Annotated in this window: 15 protein-coding genes and 2 pseudogenes; 8 read left to right on the top strand and 9 right to left on the bottom strand. The window is 52.6% G+C overall.

Annotation, left to right across the window (positions count from 1 at the left end; translation table 11 throughout):
* Positions 1-153 precede the first annotated feature (153 nt).
* From ompL to yihU, 8 genes are all read right to left on the bottom strand, one after another.
* Positions 154-846 carry a porin OmpL gene (gene ompL, locus IMQ48_RS16590; RefSeq protein WP_196209895.1) on the bottom strand — a complete coding sequence of 231 codons (693 nt, stop codon included), beginning with the start codon at positions 844-846 and terminating at the stop codon, positions 154-156.
* Between the two features lie 66 nt (positions 847-912).
* Positions 913-2334, bottom strand: coding sequence for an MFS transporter (locus IMQ48_RS16585; protein WP_196209894.1), 1422 nt, complete (start codon positions 2332-2334; stop codon positions 913-915).
* Positions 2335-2380: 46 nt separating this feature from the next.
* On the bottom strand, positions 2381-3763 hold the full coding sequence (locus IMQ48_RS16580) for an MFS transporter (protein WP_182270655.1): 1383 nt from the start codon (positions 3761-3763) through the stop codon (positions 2381-2383).
* 45 nt (positions 3764-3808) lie between these two features.
* Positions 3809-5845 (bottom strand): alpha-glucosidase, encoded by a 2037-nt coding sequence (locus tag IMQ48_RS16575; RefSeq protein ID WP_196209893.1) that lies wholly within the window; start codon positions 5843-5845, stop codon positions 3809-3811.
* Positions 5846-5893: 48 nt separating this feature from the next.
* Positions 5894-6736 (bottom strand): aldose-1-epimerase, encoded by an 843-nt coding sequence (locus IMQ48_RS16570; RefSeq protein WP_196209892.1) that lies wholly within the window; start codon positions 6734-6736, stop codon positions 5894-5896.
* A gap of 18 nt (positions 6737-6754) precedes the next feature.
* Positions 6755-7996 (bottom strand): sulfoquinovose isomerase, encoded by a 1242-nt coding sequence (yihS, locus tag IMQ48_RS16565; RefSeq protein ID WP_196209891.1) that lies wholly within the window; start codon positions 7994-7996, stop codon positions 6755-6757.
* A gap of 15 nt (positions 7997-8011) precedes the next feature.
* On the bottom strand, positions 8012-8890 hold the full coding sequence (gene yihT / locus IMQ48_RS16560; protein WP_181631696.1) for a sulfofructosephosphate aldolase: 879 nt from the start codon (positions 8888-8890) through the stop codon (positions 8012-8014).
* A 22-nt stretch (positions 8891-8912) separates the two neighbouring features.
* A complete protein-coding gene (yihU, locus tag IMQ48_RS16555) occupies positions 8913-9809 on the bottom strand; it encodes a sulfolactaldehyde 3-reductase (RefSeq protein WP_096758869.1) in 897 nt (298 codons plus the stop codon).
* Between the two features lie 166 nt (positions 9810-9975).
* On the opposite strand from yihU, the gene IMQ48_RS16550 reads away from it, so the two are divergent.
* From IMQ48_RS16550 to fabY, 6 genes are all read left to right on the top strand, one after another.
* Entirely contained in the window at positions 9976-10872 is an 897-nt protein-coding gene (locus IMQ48_RS16550; RefSeq protein ID WP_196209890.1) for a sugar kinase, read from the top strand.
* Positions 10873-10905: 33 nt separating this feature from the next.
* The gene (locus IMQ48_RS16545) at positions 10906-11709 is read left to right on the top strand and encodes a DeoR/GlpR family DNA-binding transcription regulator (protein ID WP_196209889.1); all 804 of its coding nucleotides are present in this window, start codon (positions 10906-10908) and stop codon (positions 11707-11709) included.
* A gap of 105 nt (positions 11710-11814) precedes the next feature.
* The gene (gene yihX / locus IMQ48_RS16540) at positions 11815-12414 is read left to right on the top strand and encodes a glucose-1-phosphatase (RefSeq protein WP_096758866.1); all 600 of its coding nucleotides are present in this window, start codon (positions 11815-11817) and stop codon (positions 12412-12414) included.
* Entirely contained in the window at positions 12408-13274 is an 867-nt protein-coding gene (locus IMQ48_RS16535) for a virulence factor BrkB family protein (RefSeq protein WP_196209888.1), read from the top strand. The genes yihX and IMQ48_RS16535 overlap by 7 nt, the downstream gene beginning before the upstream one ends.
* 2 nt (positions 13275-13276) lie before the next feature.
* On the top strand, positions 13277-13714 hold the full coding sequence (gene dtd, locus IMQ48_RS16530) for a D-aminoacyl-tRNA deacylase (RefSeq protein WP_196209887.1): 438 nt from the start codon (positions 13277-13279) through the stop codon (positions 13712-13714).
* Positions 13715-13758: 44 nt separating this feature from the next.
* Entirely contained in the window at positions 13759-14700 is a 942-nt protein-coding gene (gene fabY, locus IMQ48_RS16525; protein ID WP_181618151.1) for a fatty acid biosynthesis protein FabY, read from the top strand.
* 39 nt (positions 14701-14739) lie between these two features.
* Here fabY and IMQ48_RS16520 read toward each other — a convergent pair whose 3' ends face one another.
* Positions 14740-15636, bottom strand: coding sequence for an alpha/beta hydrolase (locus IMQ48_RS16520; protein WP_196209897.1), 897 nt, complete (start codon positions 15634-15636; stop codon positions 14740-14742).
* A 220-nt stretch (positions 15637-15856) separates the two neighbouring features.
* Here IMQ48_RS16520 and IMQ48_RS16515 point away from each other — a divergent pair.
* A pseudogene (locus IMQ48_RS16515) lies at positions 15857-16099 on the top strand (CopG family transcriptional regulator).
* A pseudogene (locus IMQ48_RS16510) lies at positions 16099-16260 on the top strand (PIN domain-containing protein); the annotation flags it as partial. The pseudogenes IMQ48_RS16515 and IMQ48_RS16510, both read left to right, overlap by 1 nt.
* Between the last annotated feature and the right edge of the window lie 46 nt (positions 16261-16306).

The raw sequence follows: 16306 nt of genomic DNA, 5'->3' as shown, positions 1-16306 counted from the left end.
TCTGTGGTGCGATTGCGTCTGTTCTGCTGGTTAAGCGTATTAGCGAACGAAAGAAAATGCTGCAAGCGGCGCAAGCGTGATGCGCGTATATATCAGGTAGGATGAAAAAGCCGTTGACTGGACTGTCAGCGGCTTTTTTATCAACAGAGGAGCTTAGAAGAAATACTTTGCCCCAACACGGATCTGATTCTGTTCCCGGTGGTAGGGTTCCACATTACGATCTAACCAGCGTAATTCAAGATAGGGCAGCCAGCGCTCGTTGATGCGATATTTAAAGGTATTGGTAATTTCCCAATGATGGTCTTTACCATTACTACTATTAAAATCATTTACTCGCATAAAGTAGTGTGGCTCAAACGTATAAGAAAACTTATCCGTAATGCTGAAGTTCCAATAGTTGCCAATCTCATAGGTATCGTTGTTATCCAGATCGCCATTTAGATCGGTTGAGCTGTAGTTGTTATGATTATATCTGTTACGTACCGTAAGGTTAAACCAGGGCGTGAACTTGTAGTTCACATCCAGATACACTGCCCCGCCAGAACCGATACTCTTATCGTTTATCAGTCCACCGGGTTGGATAGTGAGTTTATCAGTAGGTTTAAATAATGGATACCAGCCTTCTATTTCGTTATAGCCATGCTTTAGTTCATCTTTTCTCTGCATAGTATAGGTGTTAGTGAGCATTATGCCCGCGCCCATATCAGCGTTATAGCCAACGCGCATCATGACTTCCATTTGATCGGATGCCAGATTATACGCCTCGCGGTTTTCAACATAGGCACCGGCAAAAACAGAGGTGGAGACAACAGAGGATAAGAGAATTATTGTATTCAACTTTTTCATAATAAATCCATTTTATAAGCGTAGGGGGGCCGCCATCCATGGAGATGGAATAAGCGGCAATTATTTTTATACGTTTACAGCAGAGGTGTTCTTTTTATGACTCTCAGTATTAGGTTTAAAATTGTTTTTCTTCCGTTGACTGATTTCCTCGATAATATAAGCAAAGCGGGTTTCATTGAGTTTATAAAATAAACCCATGGTGAAGGCTGCGATGATGGCAAGTCCACATGGCCAGAGAAAAATTAGCTGGCGTAGACCGAGCAAGGTGGCCTCACTCTGGACTATGTTGGGGACATAGCCGATTTGCGTCAGCATAATACCCGGCAAGAAACCCGCCAGTGCAGCAGAAATTTTTCGTGAAAAGGTATAACCGGTATAGACCGACCCCTCGGCACGAATCCCGGTTTTCCATTCACCATAGTCAACGGTATCCGGGACCAGCGCCCAGTTCAGGCTGTTAACAAAAGCGGTGCCGAAGAAGGTCATGCAGGAAAACAGCACAAACGACAGCGAAGTGCTTCCCCAGAAAAAATTCAGCACATCGCCTATGGCCCACAATGCCAGACCGCCGAGATAAACCTGCTTTTTACCGAAACGCTTCACGGTTGTAGGCACCAGCAGTACGCCAACCAGAATGCATCCCATACTGAAAAAACCCATCCATGACAGCAGGTGGATATCGTTGAGTACGTACTGGGTGTAATAGACCTGAATCGCCAGCTTGATGTTAAACGCCGCCAGCGTACACAAGTTGGCGATACACAGTACCAACAGGGGCGGATTGTGGAAAATCGCGCGGAACGATTTGAGAATACTGGGCTTATGATGAGCAGGCACGATTTCGATATAGCGCTCTTTCACCCCGCTAAAGCACCACCACATACTGAATAAACCGCAAACGGAGAAGATCAGCGCGGCAATCAGATAGCCAAGCGAAGGTGTGCTAGTAAAAAGCGCCTGAATGGGCATAAAACCTACGGTACACAGCAGCAAGCCGACCGTGGCGCCGCCCTGACGCCAGGCGGCAAGCTGGGCGCGCTCATGCGGGTTTTTGGTGATGGCGGGAACCATCGCGCCGTAAGAGCAGTTCATCAGGCTATAGAACAGGCCAAACAACATAAACAGCACCGTCGCCAGCCCCGTTTTTACCGTCAGTGTAAAATCAGTAGCTAAAAACTGCGCGCTGGCAACCAGTGCGACAGGAAACGACGCATATAAGATAAAGGGCCTGAATTTTCCTTTTGCGCCAATATTACGCCGTGAGTCCAGTAACACGCCAGTCAACATATCGGTGAAGGCGGTAAAGAACTTTGCCACCAAAAAGATGATCCCGCCGTACCAGGCAGGCATCCCCAGTTCATCGGTATAAAATTTAAGCAGATACAGCGTGCCGATACACAGCATCAAATTTGAGCCGAAGTCACCTACTCCGTAGGAGAATTTTTCACGCAGACTCAGTTTTAACGTTAGCGGATCATGGTCAGACATAATCGCTCCTTAATAACGCCCCGTAGGGCGCTATTCATTATTATTATCAAACGGGTTGTTTACGCGCTTCTATCTCTTCAACGATACGGACATACATCTTCTCGTTAAGGTTGTAGAAGCAGCCCATTGCCACGATGGTGATGACTGCCAGGGCACACGGATAAATAAATATCAGCTGGCGTAAACCCTCGACGGTACCCGCTGACTGCACCACGTTGGGGACGTAGCCAATTTGGGTCAGCATCCAGCCGGGGAAGAATCCCGCCAGCGCCTGCGAGACTTTACGGAAGAAGGTGAATCCGGTGTACACCGTACCTTCAGAGCGTACGCCGGTACGCCATTCGCCGTATTCCACCGTGTCAGAGACCAGCGCCCAGTTCAGGCTATTTACAAACGCCGAACCAAAGAAGGCCAGACAGGAGAAGGCGACAAAGCTCACCGACCCGCCGCCAAAGAAGTAGTTGAGCAGATCGCCCGCCACCCAAATCAGCAGACCGCCGATATAGACCTTCTTCTTACCAAAGCGTCTGACCATCCCCGGCATCAAAAACACGCCGATGAAGATACAACCCATGCTGAAAAAGCCCATCCAGGAGAGCAGGATCGGGTCGTTCAGAACGTACTGGGTGTAATAGACCTGAATCGCCAGCTTGACGTTAAACGCACCAAGCGTGCAAAGGTTGGCAATGCACAGAATAAACAGCGGGCGGTTGCCGGCGATGGCGCGAAAGGATTGCAGTAATCCCGGCTTTTGTGTTGTATCTACGGGTTTCACTTCGACGTAACGCTCTTTCACTCCGGCATAGCACAACCACATAAACAGCAGGCCGAACAGGGAGAATAGCGTGGCGGCAAAGATATAACCCAGCTGCGAGTTGCCTTCGATCAAGTTCATCACTGGAACAAAGCCGACGGTGCACAGTAGCAGGCCGAGCGTGGCTCCGCCCTGACGCCAGGCAGCAAGCGAAGCGCGTTCGTCCGGGTTTTTCGTTATCGCGGGCACCATCGCACCGTAAGAGCAGTTCATCATGCTGAAGAACAGTCCGTACAGCATAAACAGTACCGTTGCCATCACTGTTTTGCCGGTGATTTCAAACGGCGTACCGACGAAGTTGGCGATAGCCAGGAGCGTAACCGGGAAAGCCGCGTAAAGAACGAACGGACGGAATTTGCCCTTCGGACCAATTTTACGCCGCGAATCGAGCATAATCCCGGTACCCATATCGGTAAACGCGGTAAAAAACTTGGCGATAAGGAAAATGATACCGCCGTAAGTACCTGGTAAACCAAGGACATCGGTATAAAACTTGAGTAAATAGAGCGTGCCAATGTCCAACAGGATATTGGAACCTAAATCACCCATCCCATAGGCGAGTTTTTCTTTAAAAGGTAAGCGTAGGGTTGCCGGATTGGCTGTATTCTGACTCATGATTATCCCTCATTTGCCCGCGAGTTTCCGCGCGGGCGAGCCTGATTAGATGCTGCGTAAAGTTGCAAACAGTGATGCCCACTCACTCTTCGCGCGATAAAAGACCGGAGGCTTGCCAATAGGCGCTTCGACGGTGATTTCACCACCCTGGTAAGTTTCCCCGGTCCAGACGTTGACCCAGCTGTCCTCTGGCAGATACAGCGTCCAGTCGCGCTTACCCTGTTCGTGAACTGGCGCTACCAGCAGGTCCTGACCCAGCAGATACTGGTATTTCAGGGTGTAGGTGGTGGCATCGTCTTCATAATGCAGGAACAGTGGGCGCATCACCGGCAGTCCGGTGGCGCTGTTTTGCGCGACGGCCTGCTTGAGATACGGTTTCAGGGTGGTGAACACGGTGGTCATGCGGGCAAAATGGGCGATGGTTTCTGCATCACCATCAAACTGCCAGTTATCGCCAGGGCGGTTGCCTTCGTGGGTGCGCATCATTGGTGTAAAGGCGCTGAAGTCGCACCAGCGCAGCAGCAGCTCTTTCGTGCGCTTCATTTCAAACAGGGTGGTGTAACCGCCGATATCGCTGTGGTGCAAGCCGTGGCCGGTCATTGCCAGCGACAGTGCGGCAGGTACGACCGAAGCCAGACCATCGTCGAGACTCCAGTCAACGTTTTGGTCGCCAGCCCACATCATGGTGGAGTACTTCTGGCTGCCGGTGTAACCCGCACGCATAAAGAACAGGATCTCCCCGAGCTTGCCGGTTTCCTGTAACGCGTCGTAGTTACACTTCGCCCACAGTGCAGGCCAGGCGTTATGCATGATCTCGGCGCTGACGCCGTTGTGCAGATACGTATCGGTCGGCAGATATTCGCCAAAATCCGCCATCCAGCCGCCGCAGCCCAGCTCGATCATGTTCTTTTTGATGACTTCTTTGAACCAGTCGTAGGCTTCCGGGTTGGTCAGATCGACCACGCCGCCGTAAAACTCGCCGAACTCAACCAGATAGTCACCGCCAGCGGCATCTTTTGCCAGATAGCCGCGAGCCGCCGCTTCCGCGCAGAGGTCTTTATCGCTGGCAACGTACGGGTTGATGTACGAGAGGAACTGTACGCCTTCTTCTTTCCACTGCTGAATGCGGCTGTCCAATTGTGGGTAGTTGTCGCTGTTCCACTTCCAGTTCCACATCACGCGTTTGCCAAACGAAGTCATACGGATCCCGGACCAGTCCTGCGCCCAGATACCGTTAACCTTCACACCCGCGTTACGCATGGTGTCCAGTTTGTTCTGGCAAACCTCGGTGCCGCCCTGAATACCGAGCGTGACGCCGTCGTAAATCCAGTCCGGCAGCTCCGGCTGGCGGCCTAACAGTGCGGTCAGTTTTTCCAGCAGGGAGATATACGTGTCTGCGCACTCAAAGCGCAGGGTGGTTTGGTCTTCCCACAGCGCCAGCTCGTGATACTCCGGTGCGCTAAAGTCGAAATTCATATAGCAGCTGTTATCAACGTGGCAGTAGTACTTTTGCGTGCTGACAAAGGTCGGTTGCGGGAAGAAGGTCCAGTAATAGTCGCCACCTGCGTTCTCTTTGCAGTCCGCCTGCCAGGTAACATAGCTATTTTTGTTGCGGCCTACGCCCTGTTCGCTGGTCCACAGCGGGAACGGCTTGCCGCGTAAATCAAAATAAGAGAACTGTTCGCCGCAGCCGTAGATATGATCATCCGCTCTGGCGGCCAGACGTAACCAAATGCGGTTGTGGCTGAGATCGTCGTTTTGCAGATCCAGCTTTAGACGGCCCTGCTCATCGGTGGAGATATGTAGCGTGGCGTTGATGGTATTACCGCGGCTGAAATCTATCCGCCAGCCGTCAGATGACTCACTGACCGTGGCACTCGTGAGGGCAATTTTCTCGTTCAGTTTGTCTTTAACACTGAAGTTGCCGCGAAACATATCAATATCCGCGACGCCAGTGCCAATCCACAGGCAAGGGGTTTGCGAGGTATGGCGCAGAATCAGACGCTGGTGATACGTTAGCGCAAAGCCATCCCGTAGGGTTGTGAGTTCTAATGCGCTTGACCGTTGTTGTAACGAATTCATTTTCGTCTCCGTAGATATAGGGTAATTCGGTAATTTGTCGGCAATCTGTTATTCGCTGCCGATTAAAAAATGCATCTGATGTTTTTCTCCGGGCACGAGATGAATCAGGCTAATCCCGGAGTTAAAGGCGTCGGGGGGGCAGGTCATGGGCTCTACAGCCAGGCCACGCCTTGCTAATTTCTCGCCGGTATACACCTGCAGCCAGGGCTGATCGCTGCGTAAATAGGTGGACATGTTTTGCGAACGGCTGGTCATTCTGACTTCCCATCCCGCGTCGGGTGACAGGGTCCTAAACGTATGATCAATTACGGTTTGCGCGAGTAAATGCGGCGTAGCGAAATTCCGTTCATCATGCGTTTCTTCGCTCGCCGGCAGTGTTAATTCACAGCTGTCGATGTGTTGCAGATTGCAGGTCAAATAGGGGTGTGCCCCTGCACCATAAGGCGCCGTGTCCTCGCCCACGTTCTGCGTACAAATATAAACGTGCAGCCCGTCGGTGGGATCCAGCCGGTAAATTACCTCTGATACCAGCGCAAACGGGTAGCCATATGAGGGCGGCAGAAAAATCGTTAGTGATACCTCGGATGCTGACTGCTGATTAATCTGCCAATCCCGCCAGGCTAACAGTCCATGAATCGCGCTCTGCGAAATAAGGTCGTTGACGGCAAGCTGAAGTGCCTTGCCGTTATGCTGATAGCAGCCATTCGCTACGCGATTGGGCCAGGGGATTAACATTTTCCCCAGATGCGCCAGCGGCATCTCTTCCGGCTTATGTGGAACGACAATATGGCGTCCGTGGTGCGTCAGTTCTGCCAGCCCTGCGCCAACCGTGACGATTTTTGCCTGGTAGTGACCCGCCTGAAGATGAATGGTTATTCCGCCGCTGTGCATGGCTGCTATCCTTGTGACCTATTTTGCGTTGATATCCAGAAGACCGGCAGCAACCGCCGGAGCAAGTCCCGGAGACAGTGGCAGACGAGGGATCACCAGACAGTGCAGCAGGTGGTAAATATCCTGCTTGCCGTCCCAGACCTTGGTGGTCACCTTGTTATCGGTGTCCAGCTCCTGCCACCATGAACCGGTCTCGTAATCCATCAGATAGGTGATGCAGTAATCCCACCACGTCTGGTACCAGGTTTCGTACTGGGTATCGCCGGTGAGGGTATACAGGGCGTAGGCGGTGCCCATGGCTTCGACTATCGGCCAGCGCACTCTTTCGCGGACGATCGGTTTGCCGTCCCAGCCCACTGAGTAAACAAACCCGTCAGCACCGTCGGGAGCCCAGGCATCGCGGATGGTGGCGTGGAACAGACCTTTAGCATCCTCCAGCAGCCAGGTGGGAGGCGTTTCGAAGCGGGCTTCCAGCGCAGCGTGCAGATGCAGCATCAATCTGCCCCACTCAATCCAGTGGCCCGGCGTACCGCCGTAGGCGCGGAAGCGATGCGCGGGGTTGTCTTTGTTGTAATCGCGAATCGGGTTCCACTGTGAATCGAAGTGCTCGTTGACGCGATACTCTCCGCTGCGGGCTACGTCGTGAATAATCACCGAGGCGATGCGCAATGCCCGATCCAGCCATTTACGGTCGTGGGTAACGTCGTAAACAATCAGGAAGGCTTCAACTGCGTGCATGTTGGCATTGCCGCCGCGATAGTCTTCCGTCTGGCTGAAGGCTTCATCCCAGGACTCCAGGCACATCTGCTCATCTTCGCTCCAGAAGTATTTTTCGATTACTTCGATGGCGTCATCGAGCAACTGTCGGGCCTGCGGATGACCGGTAGTGACGGCGCTTGCTGCCCCGAGTAATACAAAGAAATGCTGGTAGCCCTGCTTGGAGGCGTCCATCACCCCTTCGTCATTGACGCAGGCGTACCAGCCGCCGTAGTGTTTGTCGCGCAGCGCGCCGTTCAGGGCGTTAATTCCGTGACTAACCAGCTGATACGCGCCAGGGCGACCCATGGATGCGGCAACGGAATAAACGTGCAGCATGCGGGCGGTGATCCACAGATGTGTTCCCATGTCCGCTCTAACCTGGCCACTATTTCCCAGCCAGCCAAATCCGGTCGGTACCGCCGCGTTCTTGCCAAAATTAAAGATGCGGTCGGTTTCCTGTTCCAGCCAGCGGTTGTGGCTCAAGGTGTTAAACCATTTCATTCTTTCATCCTCGTATTAGCGGCGGCGGGCCATCATTTCATCGACGATATCGCCCAGACGCTGCAACTTCGGTGCAGAAACATCGCGCAGCATCAGTTCGGTATCCGGCAGCCCCACGACCGATGACCAGACCGCGCGCCCGGCCAGGAAGCCGGATGCGCCTGCGGTCATGGCGACGCTAACTGCGCGAGGGAACAGTTTTTCATCCACACCAGAGGAGAGAATGACCCACGGCATATTGATGTTTTCATTCAGGCGCTGTGATGCAGTGAGAAGCTCTTGCTGAGAGCCTTTGCCGTAGAGCGGCATTTCGACTTTGTAGAGATCGGCACCGCTGTCACCCAGTTCTTTAGCGGCATCGATAATGGCCTGCTCGCGATCGAACTTATCGCCGCGACGCGGCGGACGTACTACCGGTTCGATAATGCTCAGCAGACCACTGGAGTGGCACATCTCATTAAATTCTTTCACCATATCCAGACGTTGCTGGGCATCTTCATCGCTGCGCCACAGCACCAGCAGTTTTAACGCTTTGGCTCCATCCTGCTTCACAGCCTGCGGATCGATATTTTTATCAATCACCACGCTATCAACAGGAATACCGTTGCCCGGAATAAACGCATCGGCGGCAACAATCATGGCGCAGCTTTTGGCTATCGCGTTTTGTTCCACCACCTGGCGGTAACAGAATTGCTGATCCACTAAAATGGCTGAGGCATAAGGAGAAAGGATCTTTGCCGCATTCACTTTGAAATCGGTCAGCACGCTGTCGCTGACCGGGGATTTCGCACCCGCAGCGGCAAACATTAAGCGCATGGCTTCACGCTGATCGACTGCCAGCATGGCAAAACCGCCGGATGCACGCGTAATGTCTTTGATGGTGTAGTTGTTCATTCAATTTTCCTTTATACAGTCGTTACATTTTTACTTTGGCAGTCAGTCCGGCGCTGTTACGCACCTGCTCAAGAATGGCGGTCCAGTCTTCACGACCACGACCTGCGGCACGTGCCTGGTTATAAACCTCGCGAGAGGCGGCGCCGAGCGGCATCGGTACATGCAACTGATTGGCAACATCCAGCGCGATGCCAAGATCTTTGTGGGCCAGATCGATCATGAAGGCTGGGGAAAGATCGCCTTTCAGCACTTTGTTGGGCCAGGAGGTGGTGAAGTGGCCTTTTCCGGCGGGGGTTCCGCTCATCACTTTCAAGGCCACATCGAAGGAGAGACCGAGCGCCTCGCACAACACGGCGGCTTCGGCAGACAGGGCATTCAGCGCAATACTCATGTAGTTATTGATAAGCTTCACGCGAATACCCATGCCCGGCCCGCCTGCGTTAATCAGTTCGCTGCCCATCGCCATCAGTAGCGGTGTGGCGCGTTCGACCTGTTCTGCCGTGCCACCCGCCAGCAGCAGTAGCGTGCCCGCGACTGCATGATCGGAAGTGCGTCCGACCGGGCAATCCATCATGCACAAGCCCCTGGCTCGCATATCGGCAATCAGCTTGTCGGTTTGCAGCGGATGAATAGTCGACATATCAATCACTAACGCCTGCGGGGAGAGGCTTTCGCAGATACCCTTCTCGCTGAACAGTACGCTGCGCACCAGATCGCCGTTTGGTAGCATGGTGATAACAAACTCTGCGTCTTTCGCCGCCTCAGCCGGACTGGTGGCAGAGCGAGCCCCTTTTTCAACCAGCTGCTGTACGGCATCTGGGTTAACGTCATAGACGCTGAGCTGATGGCCCTGCTTCAGCAGGTTGCCCGCCATGGGGGAACCCATCTGACCTAATCCGATAAATGCTATAACTGCCATAACGTTCTCCTGAGACGTGGATGTCATTTTTTGTCATTCAAAATCGGTCTTTTCTGTCTATTTTTGATCGTATTTGTAATTTATGGTCAAAAAATTGACAGCCGTCACTTTTTAAACATTTTGTGAAATTAAAATGATCCCATCCAAAACATTTGAGGAATGACTAATGATTCGTGTTGCTTGTGTGGGTATTACCGTGATGGACCGCATCTATTACGTAGAAGGTTTACCAACTGAAGGTGGGAAATATGTGGCAAAGCACTATACGGAAGTGGGCGGTGGGCCAGCGGCAACGGCGGCAGTGGCTGCGGCGAAGTTGGGAGCGCAGGTGGACTTTATTGGCCGTGTGGGCGATGACGACACCGGAAATAGCCTGCTGGCGGAGCTTGAATCCCTGGGGGTAAACACCCGCTATACCCGGCGCTATACGGGAGCGAACTCTTCACAATCGGCAATAATGGTCGATGCGCAGGGAGAGCGGATAATCGTTAATTATCCCAGCCCGGACTTACTTCCAGATGCCGACTGGCTCAACGAGATAGACTTCTCCCAGTGGGACGTGGTACTGGCCGATGTTCGCTGGCATCAAGGGGCAAAACAGGCGTTCACGCTGGCGCGCCGGGCAGGCGTAATGACGGTGTTGGATGGCGATGTAACGCCACAGGATATCAGTGAGCTGGTGGCGTTAAGTGACCATGCGGCATTCTCTGAACCGGGGTTGGCACGTTTGGTCGGTACAAAAGAATCTGAATCTGGACTAAAAAAAGCACAAACACTCACAAACGGACATGTGTATGTGACGCGTGGAAGTGAAGGCTGTGACTGGATAAAAAATAATGTGTTACAGCATCAGCCTGGATTCGCCGTGGATGTGGTTGATACTACCGGTGCTGGAGATGTTTTTCACGGCGCGCTGGCGTTCAGCCTGGCTTCCGGTAACGCTATGGAAGATGCCGTCAGGTTCGCCAGCGGAGTCGCAGCGCTGAAATGTACGCGCCCGGGTGGACGCGCGGGGATCCCTGACTGTGATCAAACCCGATCTTTTCTGTCACTTTTTGTATAAAATGCCAGGGCAATGGTTTTTCGAGGAAATTTCATGAGTCTTACCGAACTGACCGGTAACCCGCGGCACGATCAGCTGCTAATGCTGATTAGCGAGCGTGGTTATATGAATATTGACGAGCTGGCCAGCCTGCTGGATGTCTCCACGCAGACCGTACGTCGTGATATTCGTAAATTAAGCGAACAGGGATTGATTACGCGTCATCACGGCGGCGCGGGCAGAGCCTCCAGCGTGGTGAATACGGCGTTCGAGCAGCGTGAAGTCTCCTGGACAGAAGAGAAAAAAGCCATCGCAGAAGCGGTGGCTGACTATATTCCAGATGGTTCAACGGTGTTTATTACCATCGGTACCACCGTCGAGCAGGTGGCGCGGGCGCTGTTAAACCATAATCATTTGCGCATCATCACCAACAGCCTGCGTGTAGCGCATATTCTTTACAACAATCCGCGTTTCGAGGTGATGGTGCCTGGTGGGACGCTGCGTCCACACAACAGCGGGATTATCGGCCCTTCCGCAACGGCGTTTGTCGCTGATTTTCGGGCTGATTATCTGGTGACCAGCGTCGGGGCGATAGAAAATGATGGCGCGATGCTGGAATTTGATGTCAACGAAGCCAGCGTAGTGAAAATGATGATGGCCCATTCGCGGCACATTCTGTTGGCTGCGGACCATACAAAATATACGGCTTCCGCAGCGGTAGAGATCGGTAACGTGTCTCAGGTGACGGCGTTGTTTACTGATGAGTATCCCGGTCCGGCATTACACAATCTGCTCCAGTCGCAGCAGGTGGAAATTGTGCAGGTGAGTCCTTCCCAGGATGACGCTCTGGCAATGTGATCCCCTCTCGTGATGGCTCGGAAACGTCAAAGCCATCACGCACGCATAGTCAAACTTCTCCTTTCCCGCTACAGTTATTCATCCATGGCGAGTAAGGAGAAGGACATGCTCTATATCTTTGATTTGGGTAATGTGATTGTTGATATCGACTTCAATCGCGTGTTAGGCACATGGAGCGATCTGAGCCGCGTACCGCTGGCTTCGCTAAAGCAAAGTTTCACCATGGGGGAGGCTTTTCGCCAGCATGAGCGGGGTGAAATAACTGATGAGGCGTTTGCCGAGGCGCTGTGCCACGACATGGCGCTGCCGTTGAGTTACGAACAATTTTCCCATGGCTGGCAGGCCGTTTTTGTTGCGCTACGCCCCGACGTCATCGACATCATGCATAAATTGCGCGAGCAGGGGCATCGTGTCGTGGTGCTGTCGAATACCAACCGCCTGCATACGACATTTTGGCCGGATGAGTATCCAGAAGTTCGCCAGGCTGCGGACCATATCTATCTTTCTCAGGAACTCGGCATGCGTAAACCGGAAGCGCGGATTTACCAGCATGTCCTGCAGTCCGAAGGTTTTTCTGCCGCAGATACGGTCTTTTTTGATGACAACGCCGATAATATTGAAGGGGCTAACCAGTTAGGGATCACCAGCATCCTGGTTGTTGATAAAACGACCATACCTGACTATTTCGCGACGGTGTTATGCTAAAAAACGTGCACCAAAAAGCCAGGCATCATACGCGTCCTGTACGGGCCTGGTTGAAGTTATTATGGCAACGCATTGATGAGGACAACATGACGACGTTGGCGGGCAACCTGGCTTACGTCTCGTTGCTCTCGCTAGTGCCGCTTATTGCCGTCGTTTTTGCTCTTTTCGCCGCATTCCCTATGTTTTCTGACGTTAGTATCCAGCTGCGGCATTTTATTTTCGCTAATTTTATTCCGGCTACTGGCGACGTAATTCAGCGCTATATCGAACAGTTTGTTGCTAACTCGAACAAAATGACGGCCGTCGGCGCGTGTGGGCTGATTGTGACTGCGCTGTTGCTGATGTATGCCATCGATAGCGCGTTGAATACCATTTGGCGAAGCAAACGCACACGACCCAAAGTTTACTCTTTTGCTGTCTACTGGATGATTTTAACGCTGGGCCCGCTGCTGGCGGGTGCCAGCCTGGCGATCAGCTCTTATCTTTTGTCCCTGCGCTGGGCCAGTGAACTCAATACTGTTATCGATAACGTCCTGAGGGTGCTACCGCTGGTGCTCTCCTGGCTCTCGTTCTGGCTGCTTTACAGCATTGTGCCCACCACGCGTGTACCTAATCGCGATGCGGTGATTGGCGCTTTTGTCGCTGCTGTGTTGTTCGAAGCCGGGAAGAAAGGATTTGCGCTCTATATCACGATGTTTCCGTCTTATCAGTTGATTTACGGCGTGCTGGCGGTGATCCCCATTTTATTCGTCTGGGTATACTGGACGTGGTGTATCGTCTTGCTAGGCGCGGAAATAACTGTCACTCTCGGTGAATACCGCAAACTCAAACAAGCCGCAGAACAAGAAGAAGCAGAATAAATATGATTGCATTGATTCAGCGCGTAACCCGTGCCAGCGTCACCGTGGAGGATGAGGTGACGGGTGAAATTGGCCCAGGACTTTTAGTCTTATTAGGTGTCGAAAGGGATGATGACGAACAGAAAGCGAACCGCCTGTGCGAGCGCGTGCTCGGTTATCGAATTTTTAGCGATGCCGAAGGTAAGATGAACCTGAACGTACAGCAGGCGGGTGGCAGCGTGCTGGTGGTCTCACAGTTTACGCTGGCGGCAGATACTGAGCGTGGTATGCGTCCGGGTTTCTCAAAGGGCGCGGCGCCCGAACGTGCAGAAGCATTATATGAATACTTTGTTGAGCGCTGTCGCCAACAGGAGATGAATACGCAAACCGGACGATTCGCTGCGGATATGCAGGTTTCGCTGGTTAATGATGGCCCCGTGACGTTCTGGTTACAGGTATGAACCAACTTCCGGCGTGGTCGCGGGTAACAAGAGAGAATACAACTATGTATCACCTTCGAGTACCGCAAACAGAAGAAGAATTGGCGCGTTATTACCAGTTCCGCTGGGAGATGCTGCGTAAACCGCTGCACCAGCCAAAAGGCTCCGAGCGAGATGCCTGGGATGCGATGGCGCACCATCAGATGGTGGTGGATGAAGAGGGTAATCTGGTTGCGGTTGGGCGTTTGTATATCAATGCGGATAACGAAGCTTCTATACGCTTTATGGCCGTTGACCCATCCGTGCAGGAGAAGGGCCTGGGGACGCTGATGGCGATGACCCTGGAATCCGTGGCGCGTCAGGAAGGGGTAAAGCGCGTAACCTGTAGCGCCCGTGAAGATGCGGTCGAATTTTTCGCCAAACTGGGTTTTGTGAGCCAGGGAGAAATCACCACGCCGCAAACCACGCCGGTACGTCACTTTTTGATGATCAAGCCCATTGCCACGTTGGATGATATTCTTCATCGCGGCGACTGGTGTGGACAACTGCAGCAAGCCTGGTACGAACATATTCCGTTGAGCGAGAAAATGGGCGTTCGTATTCAGCAATATACCGGGCAAAAATTCATTACCACGATGCCCGAAACCGGCAATCAAAACCCGCACCATACCCTGTTCGCCGGGAGCCTGTTTTCACTGGCCACGTTAACCGGTTGGGGGCTGATCTGGCTAATGCTGCGCGAGCGCCATTTGGGCGGAACGATTATCCTCGCCGATGCGCATATCCGCTACAGCAGACCGATCACCGGGAAACCGACGGCTATTGCCGATCTGGGTTCGCTGAGTGGCGATCTTGACCGTCTGGCGAGAGGCCGTAAGGCGCGTGTCCAGATGCAGGTAGAGGTCTTTGGCGATGACACGGCGGGCGTGGTGTTTGAAGGCACCTACATTGTGCTACCCGCAAAGCCGTTTGGTGCCTACGAAGAAGGTGGGAACGAAGAAGAGTAGGGGGCAAATCCCTACTTTTCATTCTATCCCGTTCGCGTTTTATTCGCGTGTTGCAACACGCCAGGCCACGTCACGCATTGCATTGCGTGCCGCCTTGCTCACGCCTCCGAGCTGGAAAAATCCGTGAATAACGCCAAGATAACGCTGGCAGGAGCAATCCACGCGTTGCTCCTGCAGCCGTTGATATAACGCTTCACCCTCATCACGCAGCGGGTCAAATTCAGCGGTAATAATATGGACTGGCGGTAAACCAGTAAGGTCGTCCCGCCACAGCGGGCTGGCTTCCGGGTGCTGCGGGTCGGTATGTGGCAAATACATCTCGTAACCGGATAGCAGCGTGTCGCGAGTGATAATGTAATCTTGTCCATTGCTGATGTAGCTGGCAAAGCTGGCGGTTGCGTCGAGCATGGGGTAAATCAGTATGAGCTGCGCAGGTTGCCACTGACGTGCCGCTTTCTGGCGTAGCGCAGTAACCAGTGCCAGGTGCCCACCCGCGCTGTCGCCAGCAAAGGTCACTCTGTTGCGGTCTACACCCAGTTCCTCGGCATATTTCCAGATGATATTGGCCCCGCTTTCTGCATCGTCGTGTGCTGCCGGGAATGCATGCTCTGGCGCAAGGCGATACTGCACGGCAATTACCCGACAGCCGCTGTAGAAAGCGAGTTGCCTTAGCTGATTATCGTGTGTGGCAAACCCGCCACTGACAAAGCAGCCGCCATGGTAATAAATAACACAGGGTAGTGAACGTGTTGCACTGAGCGGTGAAATGACGCGAAATGTCATCCCTTCGAGCACAATATCTTCTGATGCGACCCGTATCTCTTTCTCACCAGCGAGCGCTGTACTGGCGATGTAACCCGCCCTCCGGTCATCAATATTCTGCTTGCGAGAAGAGGGACGACCAGCCGCAATAAACTCAGCCACGAGGTCTGCAATTCCTTTTCCAGTGCCATTTCCAGTCCTTTAGTCTGTATGAATACACAGTGTTATAACCTGGTTTTTAGAAAATGAATATGGCGGTTTTTGATGGCGGTGAGATTCTGGAAAGTGGCTCGCAAAAGTAAAAATCGTTGCTGTATTGGCTTTTTCCCGTTTTTGGTAGATGTATGTTGTTTGAAAATTAATCGCCAATGATATGCCGGAGGTATATATGAGCATGCTGATAGGGATAGGTATGGGCAGAATTTTACTCGATTTGTCTGATGAGGTGATTCAACGGCTTAACGATCTCAAGGTGTAGCGCAACCTTCCTCGTGCTGAATTACTACGGGAAGCGGTTGAGCAGTATCTGGAAAGGCAAAATAACGCTGAGACCACTATTTCTGGCGCTCTTGGTCTATGGCAAGGTTGTGAGGAATATGGTGTTGAGTACCAACGCAAGCTCCGTGAGGAATGGTAATGGTTAACGGGTCAGCGCTTTTTGATACCAATATCCTCATCGATCTGTTTAGCGGACGGACTGAAGCAAAGTATGCGATAGAAACATGGCCGCCGCGGAATGCCATTAGCCTTATCACGTGGATGGAGGTAATGGTAGGCGCAAAAAAGTATCGTCAGGAATCCCTGGGGTAATCACGCCATATCAAGTGTAAGACGGGCAGCAAAC

It is taken from the genome of Citrobacter sp. Res13-Sevr-PEB04-36 (assembly GCF_015672735.1).
Classification (GTDB): Bacteria; Pseudomonadota; Gammaproteobacteria; order Enterobacterales; family Enterobacteriaceae; genus Citrobacter.
The sequence above is the reverse complement of the archived record's forward strand: the minus strand, read 5'-3'. Positions and strand labels throughout refer to the sequence as shown.